This window comes from uncultured Succiniclasticum sp. (assembly GCF_902793885.1).
Classification (GTDB): Bacteria; Bacillota; Negativicutes; order Acidaminococcales; family Acidaminococcaceae; genus Succiniclasticum.
The window spans coordinates 1-16419 of sequence record NZ_CADBFF010000017.1 but is presented as its reverse complement, the minus strand read 5'-3'; the positions used below and the strand labels follow the sequence as shown (position 1 = coordinate 16419).

Here is a 16419-nt window from a genome sequence, read left to right as displayed (position 1 = left end):
GTAAAAAGATTGCAATATCACTTTTCGCTGCCTGCTAACGTCGGCGAAATAGAGAGTAATGTATGACCCAGGGCTTTTCCAACTTGTTTCAGGCTTTGCCCTTTGCCACAGCCAGCGCTTCTTTTAAATTCACTTTGCCGGCATACAGCGCTTTTCCGATTATCACGCCTTCAATGCCGTCCTTCTCCCGGGCCATAACCTTTTTAACATCTTCAAGCGAAGCCACGCCGCCGCTGGCAACGACTTTCACGCCGCTGGCTTTAGCCAGTTCCGCCGTAGCTTCCACATTCACGCCCTGCAGCTTTCCGTCCCGGCTGATATCCGTAAAAATAATATGCTGAATGCCGATTTCCGCCATCCGTTTTCCCAGTTCCAGATAATTCATACCGCCGGAAACGCCCCAGCCTTCCACGGCCACTTCACCGTTTTTTGCATCAATGCCCGCTACCGCCTGACCGGGAAAATATTTGCAGATTTCCCGTGTTTCCGCCGGATTCCGTGCAGCCAGACTGCCTAAAATGACCCGGGTCACGCCCAGGTCCAGCATGCGGGATACCGCGTGCAAATCGCGGATTCCTCCGCCTACTTCCACTTTCATGTTACCGGCCTTGGCCAAAATGCGCCGAATCACTTCCAGGTTTCGGCTCTCCCCGGCCAAAGCGCCGTCCAAATCAACCACGTGGAGAAACTCCGCCCCTGCGTCCCGAAATTGTTCCGCCACGGCGGCCGGGTCCTCCGCATACACCGTTTCCTGTTTAAAATCGCCTTCCACCAGGCGCACTGCTTTTCCATTCCGCAAGTCAATGGCGGGAAAAATAATCATAGCGTCTCTTCTTTCTGTTAATAAATGTACATCACTATTTTCTGGTAAGGAAAAGATTTCGCAAAACCGTGTACGATTGCTATTTCATGGATTCATTCGCCGGTGGCTTCGAAACTCGAGGCTTCGCCTCTCAAACAGTCTCGCCACAACGGCTCTTTTCATCTCATGAAATAACGCAATCGTTCCCGATGTTTTGCTCGTATCTTTTCCTTACCTGCAAATTACAAGTTCACAAACCGTTTCAGCATGGAAAGCCCCACTTCACTGGATTTTTCCGGATGAAACTGTACGCCGGAAATATTACCTCTGCCAACGCTGGCCACAATTTCCGTTCCGTAGTCGCAGACGGAAGTAATCAGCGCCCGGTCTTCCGGCCGGCAGCAATAACTGTGCACAAAATACACATACTGCCCTTCACTGCCCGTCAGTAACGGGGAAGCGGTCTTCAGGTTCAGCTGGTTCCAGCCCATGTGGGGAATCTTCAAAGACGTAGGAATCAGCACAACCTTGCCCGGAAATACACCCAATCCTTTAACGCCCGGCGCTTCTTCGCTTTCTTCAAACAATACCTGCATTCCGAGACAGATGCCCAGAAATGGTTTGTCAGCAGCAATATATTCTTTGATGACCGGGATTACGCCGGCTTTTTCCAGATTCGCCATGCAGTCGCCAAATGCACCTACACCCGGCAGGATCAGCTTTTCCGCCGCTGCAATGATTTCTTTATCTCCGGTAATAACAGGATTACCTCCTACCAGCGCAACTGCCTTATTGACACTGTGCAAGTTCCCCAGACCATAATCAACAATTACGACATTCCGATTACCCATCGTTACTATCTCCAAAACGTATTCAGGAACATACTGTTACTTTAGCAGATGCATTCACGTTTCTGTCGAAAGTTGCTTTAGGAAACAATCTTTCCCGAAAGAATGCCTTTTCTGTTTATAGAACTCCTAAACTGCTTTTATAGCACGCCCTTACTGCTCATAACGCCTTTCACCCGCGGATCCACGGCCGTCGCTTCCGCCACGGCACGGGCAAATGCCTTAAAGATTGCTTCAATGATATGATGCACGTTGCTGCCGTACAGTACCCGGATATGCAGCGTCAGCCCGCAGTGCATGGCTACGGCGCGGAAAAATTCTTCTGTCATTTCCGTATCGTAATTTTCCAACCGGATTTTAGGAATCTCTGCGCCGAAGACTAAAAACGGGCGACCGGAAAAATCCAGGCACGCCTGAGCCAGGGTTTCATCCATAGGAATAAAACAGTTACCATAGCGGTGAATCCCGGCTTTGTCACCCAGCGCCTCCCGCAGCGCTTCGCCCAGTACAATCCCGATATCTTCCACGGTGTGATGGCTGTCCACTTCCAGATCGCCTTTTGCTTTTACAGTCAAATCCATAAAGCTGTGTTTGGCCAGCAGGGTCAGCATATGATCCAGAAAGCCGATTCCCGTTGCAATATCGCATGTCCCTTCGCCATCCAGGTTCAGTTTTATGGAAATCTGCGTCTCCGCCGTTTTTCTTTCTATCTCAGCACGGCGCGCCTTCTTTGTTTCAGTTGATTTGCTCATTTCCCAAACACTCCCTGCAAAGATTCTTGATTTTGTTCATCACTATAGTATTTTCTTCCGGCAGCCCGATGGTCTGACGGATACAGCCCTGCAACACCGGGTGCTCAGAAAAATCCCGCAACAGGATTTTTTCCGCAAGCATAGCCTTAAAAATCATTTTGCCGGCCTTCGTCGCCGCGCTGTAATTACTGTAACCGTATTTTTTTTCGTACGCCTCTGCCAGCACAGCCTGAATTTTTCCTTCCGGACTGTAGCAGATAAAATTGGTTTCCGTGGGCCAGACTTTCATGCCCAATTCTTTCAGTTCCGCAATCATCAGCGCCCGCTGGGAACGGATTTCTTCAATCTGTTCCCGGAAATCTTCTTTATGCCGGTAGCAGATTTCTGCTGCCATCAGGGAATAGGCGTTCACATGATAAGGCAGCAGCGTTTTTCCCAAGATTCGGCTCAGGGAAATGCTGCCTACGGAATAGCCTACCCGCATACCGGCCAGGCTGTAGGCTTTGGAAAAGGTCCGGAAAACCAAAAAGTTATGGTATTTATTCAACAGTGCCAGCGCGGAACCCGCCACCAGTTTCAACTGGCTCAACGGCCGCAGATCCCGGGGATCCACCCCTTCCCCTCTGGCGAATTCCATATACGCTTCGTCTACGATAATCGGACACTCCACGTTGGCAATAATCTGTTCGATCACAGACAATGGATTATAATTTCCGGTAGGATTGTTGGGATTGTTGAGGATCAGCAGATCCGGCTGATTTTCCTTGCAAAACGCAATCACTGCTTCCGCGTCCAGAAATCCTTCCACGTTCAGAGGATACCGCAACACTTCGCTGTCTGACATCTGGGCGTAAACGCCGTACATGGAAAAAGAAGGATAAGGTACCGCAATCTTCTTCCCTGCCCCGCCAAAGGCATAGCAGGCCATCTGCAAAAGTTCACTGGAACCGTTTCCGACGCGTACTTTGTCAATATCGACACCCAGTGTTTCTGCAATCAGGCTGCACAGGGTCTCGCATTTTATAGGCGGATACCGGTTAAACAAAAAGCTTTTCGTTTTTTCTTCAATTTCCTGCTGTATGGAAGCCGGAACCGGATAATTCGACTCATTGGCGTTTACGATTATTTTCGCTTCTATCGTTTCAACTTCATATTCCTCCAGCCCGGCCAGGCTGGAACGAATCGCAATTTCAGACACGTTGCTCACCTCTTGTGTAATTAAAAATGATATCAGCTGTCAGCAGCTTATACACACAGATTTAATGATTATTGTTTTCCTGACGCTTCCGGATTGCGTTGGCATGAGCCCGCAGGCCTTCCGCTTCCGCCATAGCGATAATATCGTCCGCAGCTTCCAGCAGCGCCTTATTGGTATAAGCGATGATACTGGTCTTTTTCATAAAGGTTTCCACGTTCAGCACGCTGTAGAATTTAGCCGTACCGCCAGTGGGCAATACATGGTTGGGACCGGCGAAATAGTCGCCCAGGGGCTCGGGAGAATCCGTTCCCAGGAACATAGCGCCGCAGTTATGCAGCAGAGGCATCAGCTGGAAAGGCGCTTTGGTCATAACTTCCAGATGCTCCGGCGCGCTGAGGTTGGCCATTGCTACCACGGTTTCCATGTTATTTGCCAGAATGATCTTGCCCATGGTCCTGAGTGACGCCGCCGCGATTTCTTCCCGGGGCAGTTCTTTCAACTGCACATCCACTTCCGCCGCCACCGCTTTGGCAATACGCTCGCTGTCAGTAATCAAAATTGCGCTGGCCAGCGGATCGTGCTCTGCCTGGCTTAACAGGTCAGCCGCCAGATAGACCGGGTTGGCAGAATCGTCCGCCACGATCAAAATCTCGCTGGGTCCGGCCAGCATATCAATATCCACATGCCCATATACCGCTTTCTTTGCCAGCGTCACAAAAATATTGCCGGGGCCGGTGATCTTATTCACCTTTGGAACCGTTGCCGTACCAAAAGCCAGCGCTGCAATAGCCTGAGCACCGCCCATTTTATAAATTTCGGTAATCCCGATTTTTTCTGCCGTTACCAGCACATAAGGATTCAGCTTTCCGTCCTTACCGGGAGGCGCTGCCATCACAATTCGGGACACGCCGGCCACTTTGGCCGGAACGGCGTTCATAATCACGCTGGAAGGATAGGCCGCCGTACCGCCGGGCACATAAATACCCACACTGTCCAGGGGCGTGATCTTCTGTCCCAAAATGCTGCCGTGAGCCCGGTTGGTGATCCAGGATTTGGGCATCTGCTCCTCATGGAATTTTTTAACGTTCATAATCGCCCGGGTCATGGAATCAACGACCTTTGGGTCTACCAGTGTGCGGGCTTCGTCAAATTCCCTCTCCGTTACACGCAGCGTTTCGGCAGTCAGGTCCGCACGATCGATGGTGTTGGTGAAATACAGCAACGCTTCGTCCCCAACCCTGCGCACGTAGTCTACAATGCGGTCTACGATCTGCGCAGCCGTCAGGTGCTCGCCCCACATCTGATCGCAGGCAGCCTGTACGCCCGGTGACAGCTCCGTTTCGTCAAAGGCTTTCTTTTTCAGCAGCGCAGCAATTTCCTCTGCGTTCATTTTTCTTGCGTCGATTATATTCATTTTGCTTTCTTGTCTCCTTTTTCCGCTGCCAGTACGGCACGTAAATCCACGACCAGTTTGTGCAGCCGTTCAAATTTCAGTTTGAAACTGACCGGATTGGCGATCAGCCGTGCGGTGGAAATAAAGATGCTGTCCACTTCTATCAGCTTGTTTTCTTTGATGGTAGTCCCTGTCTCAACAATATCCACGATCAGCTCCGACAACCCAATCAGCGGGCCCAGTTCGATGGAACCGTTCAGCTTAACGATTTCCATCTGGATGCCCAGCTTATCAAAATATTCCCGGGCACAGCGGGGATATTTTGTTGCCACGCGCAAATGCGCGTAATCTTTCAATTCCGGCCGTTTCTTCGCTTCCGGCACCGCCATCATCAGACGGCATTTTCCAAAGCCCAGATCCAGCAGTTCGTATACGTCCTTCTGCTCTTCCAGCAGAACATCCTTGCCGATAATGCCAATATCCGCAGCGCCGTACTCCACATAGGTCGGAAGATCCACCGTCTTGGTGATGATAAAACGTACCTTTGTTTCCTCATTCGCGATCACAAGCTTTCGGGAATTTTCCGAAACGCCTTCCGCGCCGTACCCCACTTTACCCAGCAGATCCAGGCTGCGTTTGAACAGCTTGCCCTTGGGCAGCGCTATGGTTATATATTCTTCCATGGTCAAATCTCCATTTCGGTCCTGTTTCGCCGCACTTCATGTAACAGAAAACACAACGATGATATTATCCGATGTATTTCCATGTACTGTAATGATTTTCCTGTACGGCCTGCTGCATTTCCGTTTCCGTCATAGCACGGTCAGCCAGTTTCACCCGTTTGCCATCTTTACGGAGAGCACAGGCTGCACGGATGCCTTCTGCGGTTTTTCCCTCCCCATAGGCAACAAACAGGGTTTCCGGCTGTTTCACAAACTGTTTTCCCTGCCGTTCCAGCGTCAGGGCTATACGGTCAATGCCCAGGGCAAAACCGGTTGCGGGGCAGGGCTTCCCGAATCGCTGCATCATATTGTCATAACGCCCGCCGCCAATCAGGGAGTACCCCATTCCGGCAGCATACCCTTCAAACAGCATACCCGTATAGTAATCCAGACTGCGGGTCAGGCCCAGGTCAAAGCTCAGATACCGTTCCACGCCATAGGCTTTGGCCAGTTCATAGATTTCCCGCAGGTTCTCCAGCGCATTCCAGCAACGCCGGCTCAGCACCCGCTTCTGCATATCTTCCAGCAACGCAATACCGCCATGCAGGAACAGCAATTCTTTAAAAATAAGGGCCAACTGTTCTGGAATTTTCGCTGCTTCCACGACATTTTCCAGTCCGGCCGCGTTGCGTCTGATCAGGCAATGCTTGATATCCTTTGCCTGTTCTTCCGTCAGCGTTGCCGCTTCAATCAACCCGTTGATAAACTCCATGTGACCCAGGGTAATATTAAAATCTTTCAGGCCCGCTTCCATGAGGGTCGACACGGCCAGCGCAATGACTTCCGCATCGGCAGCCGCCCCGGCGGCCCCCATCATTTCGATACCGCACTGAGTAAATTCACACTGACGGCCGGCCTGGGCCTCTTCGTAACGGAATAACTGAGCCCGGTACGACAACCGCTTCACGCTTTCATCTTTGCGCATCCGCGTGGCCACCATGCGGGCAATCGGTGTCGTCATATCCGTGCGGAGCATTAAAATGTTATCCTTGCGGTCAAAAAACTTAAACGCGCCGGCGCCAGGCTGCCCCATACCTGCAAAAGTATCCAGATACTCGAAGGTCGGTGTGGCTACTTCGTCATACCCCCAGAGGGCAAACAGACTGCAGATCTTATCCTCCATCTGACGGCGTGCCGCTGCCTCTCCCGGAAGCACATCCCGTGTTCCATACGGCACCTGTAAGATTGTTTCAGTCATTTTCCTGTACCGCTCTCTTTCTTTGGGCTCTTTCCTTTTCATATTTTGCTCTGAGTACTGCCTTGGGCGAGCGGGTTATATGGTGTTTTTTCTGCAGATGTTCCAATGCAACTTCGTAACCGTCCTTGCCGTACACAAGACAGCGTTTCACCCGGGAGATCGTTGCTGTGCTGGCTCCCGTACGTTCTACAATCTCTTCATATTTTATGCCTTCATCCAAAAGCCTTGCGACCTCAAACCTCTGCGCCAGCGCCTTGTATTCGCTGATCGTGCAGACATCTTCCAGAAAATTGGCAACCTGTTGTTTCTGTTTCAGGCATGCAAGCGCCTCACATAATTGTTCTGTCAAATGATTCTCAATTTTTTCTGCCATTATTAAACTCCTCCTTGCTACCGGAAACTGTCTTCTGTCCTTTTCTACAGTCCCCATTTTACTTCACAGCAATACTCTAATCTGCAATCTCGTGTTACAATTATTTGTCTTTTGGTAAAAATCATAAATAAAATTCGTTATTTATCAATTTACTACTTTATTGTGTGAAAGTCAATATATATCCTTAAACTTTCATTAAAATACATAAAACCGGCGCCCGTTCAAACCCGGACGCCGGAAATAAGGAACTACTTTAAACACAGCTTACCTGAAACTGCTTAGGATAATTTATTCTTATTCAGTTTACGGCTCAGCATATTGCCGATGGTCTGTACTCCCTGCACCATGATAATCAGGACGATTACCGTAGCAATCATCACGTCCATCTGAAACCGCTGGTAACCGTAACGGATTGCAAGGTCACCCAGACCGCCGCCGCCAAGAGCGCCGGCCATGGCGGACGCGCCAATTAGCGCAATCAGGGCAAGGGTAATGCCGAGAACAATGGAATGCAGCGATTCCGGCAGCATCACCTTCCCGATAATCTGTACCGGACTGGCGCCCATAGACTGGGCTGCCTCTATCACGCCCCGGTCCACTTCCAGCAGGGACGATTCAATGACCCGGGCGATAAACGGCGCCGCCGTAATGGTCAGCGGAACGATGGCCGCCGTAGTCCCGATGGAAGAACCCACGATCATGCGGGTAAACGGGATAATCGCAACCATCAGGATGATAAACGGTGTAGAGCGGGTCGCGTTGACGATTGCCCCCAGTACATTATGCACCAGGGCATTGGGCATGATGTGATCCTTCCGGGTCACCGTCAGGATTACGCCCAGCGGCAGGCCGATCAGCGTTGCCAGGACAATGGCGATCAGAACCATGTAGCAGGTTTCCCCCAGGGACTTTACCAATAACTCTATCAAATTAGCCGACATAGCCGATCACCTCCAGTTTTACGCCCGCTTCTTTAGCGTACTGTACAGAATCCGCGATACCCTTTTCGTCACCCATGATTTCCACCAGCAAGGTTCCGTAAGGAGTATCTTTCAGGTAATCGACTTTACCGGAAATAATGTTCACATCGACCCCGAATTTCTTAATCAGAGCAGAAACCATCGGTTGGTCCGCTCCGGCAGACTTTTCTTTTCCTTCCCCGCTTTCACCGCTGTCCAGAAACGTCAGGTTCACCAGCAGCCGGGCTCCCGGGAAATACGTTTGTTTCATGGACTCCGTATCGACCATAGGCGGTATTTTTATATCGTTCACGGTCTTTACAAATTCTTTCGTCGTTTCTTCCTGCGGTTCCGTGAACACTTTATACATACTGCCTTCCTCAATGATGACGCCGTTTTCGATAACCGCCACCCGGTCGCAGATTTCTTTCACCACTTCCATCTGATGGGTGATCATTACAATCGTCAGGTTCAGGCGTTTGTTGATATCCCGCAGCAGCTGCAGAATTGATTTGGTCGTCTGGGGATCCAGCGCGGACGTGGCCTCGTCCGACAGCAGCACTTTCGGGTTGGAAGCCAGCGCCCGGGCAATGCCGACACGCTGTTTCTGTCCGCCGGAAAGCTGGCTGGGATAATAATCCGCACGGTCGGTCAGCTGAACCAGCTCCAGCAATTCCCTTACACGTTCTGCGATTTTTTCTTTCGGCATCCCCTGAATTTCCAGCGGGAACGCAATATTGTCAAATACGGTGCGGGAAGCCAGCAAATTAAAATGCTGGAAGATCATGCCGATATTCTGGCGCGCTTTCCGCAGCTGGCCCTCATTCATGGCAGTCAGCTCCTGTCCGTCCACAAACACCTGCCCTCCCGTAGGCACCTCCAGCATGTTGATGCAACGGATCAGCGTGGATTTTCCTGCACCGGACAAACCGATAATACCGAATATTTCCCCCTCTTTTACCTCAATATTCGTTTTCTTCAGGGCCGCAATATCGCCGGCTTTACTGAAGTAGGTTTTCTCTACGTCCACTAACTTTATCATGGATACTTCCTTCTCTCTTCACAACACTTACCGTAAATTGTAAGGATTACAATTCATTATTATGCCTGATAAGACCATACAGGCGCGTTTTCACAAAGTTGGCAGCAAAATCCCGGGCCGAGATTTTTTCTATGTCACCGGAAGAATGAAAAAACACAATCATGGCCACCGCAAGGAACATATGTACTGCAATATCTTTGTGTTGCGCCATTTCACAGAAAAGGTTCTGCCGTATCCCTTCCTCATAAACTTTCAGGATGGGTTTATTCTCTTCTGCCAGCAGCCGGTGATACCGCAATATTCCTTCCTGTTCCTCCGGCGGCGGTAACTTGCCCCAGCGGCTCACCAGTCGGACTTCCCCGTTTTCATCTTCCACGCCGGAAAAGCCCCGGTTTGTACAGGTCATCTCAAAACACAGTACCTGCCAGAGCACCGTGTTTTTCCGCAGAAATTCTATCCAGACCGCCAGAATGTCAGCCATCCGTTCCTCTACACTTTTCTCCGTGTCATCGGCCACAGACCACATCCGTTCCATCAGTTCACTGTGCTTATGGGAAACCAGCGTGTAGAACACATTATCCTTATTTCCAAAGTATTTATACAAGGTTCCTTTGCCGGTATCTGCCAGCGCGATAATCTCATCCACGGTGGCCTGGGCAAAGCCTCTGCGGGAAAACACCGCTTCCGTTGCTTCCATCAGCCGCCTTTTGGTTTCGATTTCTTTTTCTTTCCTGTTCATGCCATTAATCTCCGGACAGATTGAATCTGCAGAAAAAGCCCTTCCGGCCATTTTATAACGCCGGGAATCCTGCTCTTTCGTTTTGCCCCTTCTTTACAATTTATTATAATGATTTTTATATTATAACGACTTTTGACAAAAAATGCAAAATGTTGTCAATTTATTTGTTAAAAAATTATTTTCTGCTTTAAATAAGGTAAAAGATAGGGTATAATGAATTGACTTGGAAAATACTGTAACATATATTACTAAATTTTAATGAGGAATCAAATTCAGAGGAGGGTTTTCGAATGCTGAAACTGGTTACAAAACGTTGTAAAGGCTGCGGCATCTGCGTAAACTTCTGTCCCAAAAAGGTATTGGAAGTTACGGAAGTAGGCAAGTGCGCCATCATTAAGGACAAAGAAAAGGACTGTATCCAGTGCGGACAGTGCGAGATGCGCTGCCCCGACTACGCAATTTTTGTGGAAAAGTAAAGGAGTGAGATGTTATGTCCAGAGTATTACTGTTGCAAGGCAACCAGGCAGTAGTAGAAGGCGCCATCGCGGCCGGCGTTAAATTTTACGGCGGCTATCCCATCACCCCTTCTACGGAAATTGCCGAACAGTTAGCAGCCCGCCTGCCCCAGGTCGGCGGCAAATTTATGCAGACAGAAGATGAAATCGCCGGGTTAGGCGCAGCCATCGGCGCCTCCATGGGCGGCAAAAAAGCCATGACCGCCACCAGCGGCCCCGGCTTCTCCCTGAAACAGGAAATGTTAGGTCTGGCCTGCACGGCGGAAATCCCTGTAGTCCTCGTAGACGTACAGCGGGTAGGCCCGGCTACCGGTCAGCCCACCAGCCCCGCCCAGGGCGAAGTAATGATGACCCGCTGGGGTACCCACGGCGACCACTGGGTCATCGTGGTATCTCCCTCCAGCGTGCCGGAATGCTTCTGGCTCACCATCCGCGCGGTTAACCTGGCGGAAAAATACCGGGTGCCCGTCATCATTTTAATGGACGAAGTCATCGGCCATATGCGGGAAAAAATTGAGCTGCCGGATGACTACAGCACGGTAGAAACCGTGGACCGAGTACGTCCCACCTGCAAACCGGAAGAGTATCTGGCTTACGGTACCACGGAAGACAATCTGGTTCCTGCCATGGCAGATTACGGCAGCGGTTACCGCTGGCATGTCACCGGCCTGATCCACGATGAGACCGGGTTCCCGAAAGGCACGCCTGCCGGTACGGTCAACGCCCTGAACCGCCTGCATGATAAAATTTATAATAGCCTGGCAGATATCGTTACATTTGAAAATTATAAGATGGACGACGCGGAGTTCGTCGTACTTTCCTTCGGCGGCGCGGCCCGTACCGCTTACGAAGCGGTAGACATGGCCCGGGCTGAAGGACTGAAAGTCGGTTTCTTCCGTCCCATCACCATCTGGCCTTTCCCGGAAAAAGAAGTGAAAGAGCTGGCAGGTAAAGTGAAAGGCATTTTAGTGCATGAGCTGAACTACGGCCAGTATGTGCTGGAAGTAGAACGGGTCGTAGCAGGCAAATGCCCTGTCACCCTGTACGGCAAGTACGACAACGAATCCGCAACACCGCAGGAACTGCTGGCGGAAATCAAAAAGGCCATGGGCCGGTAAGGGAAAGGAGATAAGACCATGGGAATGGAACAATTAGTTGAAAAATATTTTCGCCCGGGCCGCCTGCCCCACATCTGGTGCCCCGGCTGCGGCAACGGCGTCATCACGGGCGCTATCGTAAAAGCAGTGGATAAGCAGGGCTTATCCAAAGACGAAGTCGCTTTAATTTCCGGTATCGGCTGCTCCAGCCGCTCTTCCGGGTATCTGGATTTTAATACGGCCAACACCTTACACGGACGGGCCCTGCCCATCGCCAGCGGCCTGAAGATGGCGAACCCGGCATTGAAGGTTATCGTAGCCAGCGGCGACGGCGACTGCACGGCCATCGGCGGTAACCACCTGATTCATGCGGCACGCCGCAACATTGATTTAACATTGGTAGTATATAACAACAGCATCTATGGCATGACCGGCGGTCAGTATTCGCCCATGACCCCCAAAGGATCCAAAGCGACTACGGCTCCGTATCTGACCATCGAGCCTTCTTTCAATCTGCTGGATCTGGCAAAAGCAGCCGGCGCTACCTTCTGCGCACGGGCTACCACCTTCCATGTTCCTCTGATGGTCGACGTGATTGCCAAAGGTATCGCCCACAAAGGCTTCTCCATCATCGAATGCGTATCGGCCTGCCCCATCAACTTCGGACGTCAGAACAAAGCGGGTACACCGGCCAAAATGATGGAATGGCAGCGGGACCACGGCGTAATGAAAGCAGCCTGGGACAAGATGGACGAAGAGAAAAAAGCCGAAGCCATCGCAGCAGGCAAGTTCCCCATCGGCGTACTGTTTGAAACCAACGACGTACAGGAATATACCGAAGCCTATGATGAAGTCATCCGGCGCGCACAGGGAGGGAAATAATCATGAAACATAATTTTAGATTTTCCGGAACCGGCGGCCAGGGCCTGATCACAGCCGGTATCATCTTAGCGGAAGCAGCGATCCTTGACGGTAAAGAAGCCATCCAGTCCCAGTCCTACGGACCGGAAGCCCGGGGCGGTTCTTCCAAAGCAGAAGCCATCATCTCCGACGACAAGATTTATTTTGGCCGGGTTACCTGCCCGGATGTATTGCTGGCCATGAGCCAGGAAGCGGCGAACAAGTACACCAAGGACTGTGGCAAAGACAGTATCGTTATCACAGATTCCCTGTTTGTAACGGAAGTACCGGGCACCTATAAAGAACGTATCGACCTGCCCATTACCCACACGGCCATCGGCGCCTGTGGCAAATCCTTATTCGCCAACATCGTAGCGTTAGGGGCTGTTGTGGCGTTAACCCACTGCGTATCCGAAGAAGCGCTGGAAAAAGCTGTCCTGAACCGGGTCCCCAAAGGAACGGAAGAAGCGAATAAAAAAGCCTTGCAGGCAGGCAAGGAACTGATCACCAAACGGTAAAACGTAATTAAAAGAACGGTCATCCTGTTGAAAAACAGGGTGACCGTTTTTGTTGTATCTTTAAAAATTACAACTCAATTATTTTCGGTTGATCAGATCATCCAGTGACTGTTCCCGTAATACATTTTTCATAATCTTGCCGGTATTGTTCCGGGGCAGCTGATTGCAGAAAATGAATTCCTTGGGAACCTTGTACGCCGCAATCCGGGAAAGCAGATATTTGCGGATCATACGCTTATCCGTCGTGCCTCCGTCTTCCGGCACAATATAAGCGCAGATTGCCTGCCCACGCAGTTTGTCCGGAATCCCGATTACAGCGGCTTCCTTAATATCCGGATGCGCCATCAGCACTTCTTCCACCTCACGGGGATACACGTTTTCACCACTGCTGATAATCATGTCCTTCAGGCGGTCAACGATAAAGATCCAGCCTTCTTCATCACGATAGGCTAAATCTTCCGTGTGAAGCCATCCGTCCCGCAGGGTCCACGCCGTTTCTTTCGGCCGGTTCCAGTAGCCCAGCATTACATTAGGCCCCTTCACGCACACTTCCCCTACTTCACCGACAGGCACTTCCTGGGAATCCGTATCCATCAGTTTTACTTCCACATGAGGAATCGGCAGGCCGATGGATCCCTGTTTGGTCTTGTCAATACGGTTGAAGGTCGTAACCGGTGTTGCTTCCGAAAGACCGTACCCTTCCTGCACATGCTGCCCGAATTTTTTTGCAAAGGCATCATATAATACGCGGGACAGCGGTGCGCCGCCGCTGATAAAGAAACGGAAATGAGCCAGTTCTTCAGCTGTTGCGCCCTTTACAAACAGCTGGAACATGGTGGGCACGCCGCACATCGTGTTCACATGATACTTTTTTATCAGGCTCATGGCGTCGCCAAACTGGTAGGTCTCCTGCACCACCTGGGTCGCGCCGATATACAGGTTGGCACACACTGTGCAGATCCAACCGAAGCAGTGATACATAGGCAGCACACACAGTGCAATATCATCCTCCTGCATTTTCGTAATCGCCATGAAGTCCTGTGTGTTATGCACAATGTTTCCCTGGCTCAGCATGGCTCCCTTGGGACGACCCGTGGTTCCGGATGTATAAATGATTGCAGCCGGATCCTGTTCTTCCAGGGCATAATCGATAAACTCCGCTCCCTCCGGCGGCACCATCTCCTCAAAGGTAAACTGCTTCAGTTCCTGTTCCCAGCCTAAATCGCGCAAAGCCTGATCCAAATCCACCGGTTTTTTCGTCAGGAGTATTTTCATTTCCGTATCTTTCACAATATAGGAAATTTCCGGCGCAATGAGCTGGAAGTTAAAGGGCACTACAATGCCCCCCGCCTTTACTACAGCAAAATATGCTGCTACAAAGTCCGTTGAATTTTTGCTTAACAGGCCGACCCTGTCGCCTCTTTTTACGCCCTGGGACTGTAAAAACAGCGCCCAGTCTTCTACCTTTTTACGAAATTCGCCATACGTTGTATACTGATCCTTAAAAATGAATGCGGTTTTATCCGCCGGGTGTTTTTGAATGATATCGTTTAATAACATAGGTACCTCGCTTCTCTGTTTTGGATACGGTTTGGATCTCGCTTTCTTTAGGAAATGCTGATTAATTCGCGTCTCTTTTATTTTACCGAAAAGCCGGGTTCTTGTAAACCTCGCGACCGTCTACATACGTGCACAAAACTGTGAAATTTTCGTTAAACAGGGTAATATCCGCCGCCGCGCCGGGACTCAGGCTGCCGATTTTTTCAAACAGTCCCAACTCCTGAGCCTGATTCTCCGTCACCATGCGAACCACCTCCGGAACCGTCGCGCCGGTATTATTCCGGAAATTCGCCATGGCACGGTTCAGTGTTACCACGCTGCCCGCTATCGTGCCGTCCGCCAGCCTGGCAGCCCCGTCTTTTACATATACCGTCTGCCCGCCCAGTTCAGAAATGCCGTCCGGCAAACCGCAGGCACGCATGGAATCGGTAATCAGTTCAATTCCGGCCGCGCCTTTCATGCGGTAAATAAGCCGCTGCACTGCCGGATGCACATGCAGATCATCGGCAATCAGCTCGCACATCGCCGGACTGTCCAACGCAGCGCCCAACAGGCCGGGATTCCGGTGATGCAGACCTGTCATGGCATTGCACAAATGCGTAACATGGGAGGCACCTTCCCGAATTGCCTGCAGCGCCGTATCATACTCCGCCGCGCTGTGCCCTAAGGAAACGATCATATGATGCGTCCTGCACTGTTCGATAAACTCCCCGCGAGTAAGAGCATCTTTCAGCGTTTCCGGCGCCAGTACCACAACCTTGATTACATCGGCAAAATCTTTGATAAAAGCAAAGTCCGCCTGCGTAATAAACTCTTCTTTCTGCGCGCCCTTATATTGCCTGCTGATGAAAGGTCCTTCCAGATAGGCGCCCAACACTTTAGCCCCCGGCAGCAGGCAATGGTTTTCCTCTTCGGTTTTTGCGGAAATGCCCGTCACCGCTGGGAAATGCTCTGACGAAGGCGTGTCCGAAGTATTGACCGCTTCGATTGTCGGTTTTTGTTCTGTTTGCGCAGGCTCATGCTTCTCATCCCGGCGGCGTGTAATCACCGTCATCGTTTCCCGGATACGCTGCAACGCCTTATATACATCAGCTTTTGCACAGGTCATGGTCGTAGGTAAAAAAGCCGTAACACCGGTCTGCACCAGAAAACGGCTCATGACTGCCAGCGTATCTTCCGTTGCATCCATCGTGTCCGCCCCGGCACAGCCATGGATATGCAGATTGATAAAGCCCGGCGAAACATAGGCGCCCCGCGCATCTGTCAGCGTCAGCGGCTTACCCTGCCAGCATTTTCCTTTTTCCCATGCAGAATCCAACGTTTCACGTGAAACAATTCCTATAATTTTCCGATCAAACAACAGGGCGCAGCCGTCTAAAATTTTGTCGTTCAACACAATACGCCCGTTACGAATTGCATGCATGCTGTTACGCTCCAACATCCCAAAAATTTGAAAATACAGATTGTATGGATTTACAATTTTTTAGCAAATCCCTGACCATAAACCATCGCGTCATTAACACGTTATTATAATGCTCTGATAATTTATTATATCATAAATAATGCAGCCTGTTAAAGCAACTCCTTTGTCAAAATGCAAGAGCGACGATCCCCACGCAGAGGAATTCAATACGATTCACTTACTACGTTACCTGCGGCAATGTAAACTGACTAATTTTCCATTTACAACTAAAAATTAAAGATTGGTTCATTGTAAAATGAAGTTGCACAGTAAAAATTGAAAATAAAAATCCATGTTGGTATCTTTACTGTTAAAATTAAGTTACCACACAAAACATAACA

The 16419-nt window shown here is 50.4% G+C and carries 17 protein-coding genes; 4 read left to right on the top strand and 13 right to left on the bottom strand.

What is annotated here, in order from left to right; genetic code table 11:
- Positions 1–88: 88 nt before the first annotated feature.
- The 11 genes from hisA to QZV31_RS08955 all read right to left on the bottom strand — a co-directional run bounded on the left by hisA (position 89) and on the right by QZV31_RS08955 (position 10026).
- Positions 89–823 (bottom strand): 1-(5-phosphoribosyl)-5-[(5-phosphoribosylamino)methylideneamino]imidazole-4-carboxamide isomerase, encoded by a 735-nt coding sequence (hisA, locus tag QZV31_RS09005; RefSeq protein ID WP_295359764.1) that lies wholly within the window; start codon positions 821–823, stop codon positions 89–91.
- 221 nt (positions 824–1044) lie between these two features.
- Positions 1045–1653 (bottom strand): imidazole glycerol phosphate synthase subunit HisH, encoded by a 609-nt coding sequence (gene hisH, locus QZV31_RS09000; protein WP_295359762.1) that lies wholly within the window; start codon positions 1651–1653, stop codon positions 1045–1047.
- A 137-nt stretch (positions 1654–1790) separates the two neighbouring features.
- Complete coding sequence (gene hisB, locus QZV31_RS08995; RefSeq protein ID WP_295359760.1) at positions 1791–2402, bottom strand: imidazoleglycerol-phosphate dehydratase HisB; 612 nt, start codon at positions 2400–2402, stop codon at positions 1791–1793.
- Complete coding sequence (locus QZV31_RS08990) at positions 2386–3600, bottom strand: histidinol-phosphate transaminase (protein WP_295359758.1); 1215 nt, start codon at positions 3598–3600, stop codon at positions 2386–2388. Before QZV31_RS08990 ends, hisB begins: the two co-directional genes overlap by 17 nt.
- Positions 3601–3661: 61 nt before the next feature.
- Complete coding sequence (gene hisD, locus QZV31_RS08985) at positions 3662–5014, bottom strand: histidinol dehydrogenase (RefSeq protein WP_295359757.1); 1353 nt, start codon at positions 5012–5014, stop codon at positions 3662–3664.
- Entirely contained in the window at positions 5011–5676 is a 666-nt protein-coding gene (gene hisG / locus QZV31_RS08980; RefSeq protein ID WP_295359755.1) for an ATP phosphoribosyltransferase, read from the bottom strand. Before hisG ends, hisD begins: the two co-directional genes overlap by 4 nt.
- Positions 5677–5740: 64 nt before the next feature.
- Positions 5741–6913, bottom strand: coding sequence for an ATP phosphoribosyltransferase regulatory subunit (gene hisZ, locus QZV31_RS08975; RefSeq protein ID WP_295359753.1), 1173 nt, complete (start codon positions 6911–6913; stop codon positions 5741–5743).
- Positions 6906–7286: a YerC/YecD family TrpR-related protein gene (locus QZV31_RS08970; protein ID WP_176760406.1), complete on the bottom strand. Its 381-nt coding sequence runs from the start codon at positions 7284–7286 to the stop codon at positions 6906–6908. Before QZV31_RS08970 ends, hisZ begins: the two co-directional genes overlap by 8 nt.
- Before the next feature lie 278 nt (positions 7287–7564).
- On the bottom strand, positions 7565–8227 hold the full coding sequence (locus QZV31_RS08965; RefSeq protein ID WP_295359750.1) for a methionine ABC transporter permease: 663 nt from the start codon (positions 8225–8227) through the stop codon (positions 7565–7567).
- On the bottom strand, positions 8217–9287 hold the full coding sequence (locus tag QZV31_RS08960; protein WP_295359748.1) for a methionine ABC transporter ATP-binding protein: 1071 nt from the start codon (positions 9285–9287) through the stop codon (positions 8217–8219). The genes QZV31_RS08965 and QZV31_RS08960 overlap by 11 nt, the downstream gene beginning before the upstream one ends.
- 46 nt (positions 9288–9333) lie before the next feature.
- Positions 9334–10026, bottom strand: coding sequence for a TetR/AcrR family transcriptional regulator (locus tag QZV31_RS08955; RefSeq protein ID WP_295359747.1), 693 nt, complete (start codon positions 10024–10026; stop codon positions 9334–9336).
- A gap of 290 nt (positions 10027–10316) precedes the next feature.
- Between QZV31_RS08955 and QZV31_RS08950 the strand changes: the two genes are divergently transcribed.
- The 4 genes from QZV31_RS08950 to QZV31_RS08935 are packed head-to-tail and all read left to right on the top strand — an operon-like array spanning position 10317 to position 13056.
- Positions 10317–10502, top strand: a complete 186-nt coding sequence (locus QZV31_RS08950; RefSeq protein WP_093729836.1) for a 4Fe-4S binding protein — start codon at positions 10317–10319, stop codon at positions 10500–10502.
- A 14-nt stretch (positions 10503–10516) separates the two neighbouring features.
- Positions 10517–11659, top strand: a complete 1143-nt coding sequence (locus tag QZV31_RS08945) for a 2-oxoacid:acceptor oxidoreductase subunit alpha (protein ID WP_295359746.1) — start codon at positions 10517–10519, stop codon at positions 11657–11659.
- Positions 11660–11683: 24 nt separating this feature from the next.
- Entirely contained in the window at positions 11684–12520 is an 837-nt protein-coding gene (locus tag QZV31_RS08940) for a thiamine pyrophosphate-dependent enzyme (RefSeq protein ID WP_366508707.1), read from the top strand.
- A 2-nt stretch (positions 12521–12522) separates the two neighbouring features.
- Positions 12523–13056 carry a 2-oxoacid:acceptor oxidoreductase family protein gene (locus tag QZV31_RS08935; RefSeq protein WP_093729834.1) on the top strand — a complete coding sequence of 178 codons (534 nt, stop codon included), beginning with the start codon at positions 12523–12525 and terminating at the stop codon, positions 13054–13056.
- Positions 13057–13134: 78 nt separating this feature from the next.
- Here the strand turns inward: QZV31_RS08935 and QZV31_RS08930 are convergent, their stop codons facing one another.
- Both QZV31_RS08930 and nagA read right to left on the bottom strand, forming a co-directional pair.
- Positions 13135–14616 (bottom strand): long-chain fatty acid--CoA ligase, encoded by a 1482-nt coding sequence (locus tag QZV31_RS08930; RefSeq protein ID WP_295359741.1) that lies wholly within the window; start codon positions 14614–14616, stop codon positions 13135–13137.
- An 82-nt stretch (positions 14617–14698) separates the two neighbouring features.
- The gene (gene nagA / locus QZV31_RS08925) at positions 14699–16039 is read right to left on the bottom strand and encodes an N-acetylglucosamine-6-phosphate deacetylase (RefSeq protein ID WP_295359739.1); all 1341 of its coding nucleotides are present in this window, start codon (positions 16037–16039) and stop codon (positions 14699–14701) included.
- Positions 16040–16419 lie beyond the last annotated feature (380 nt).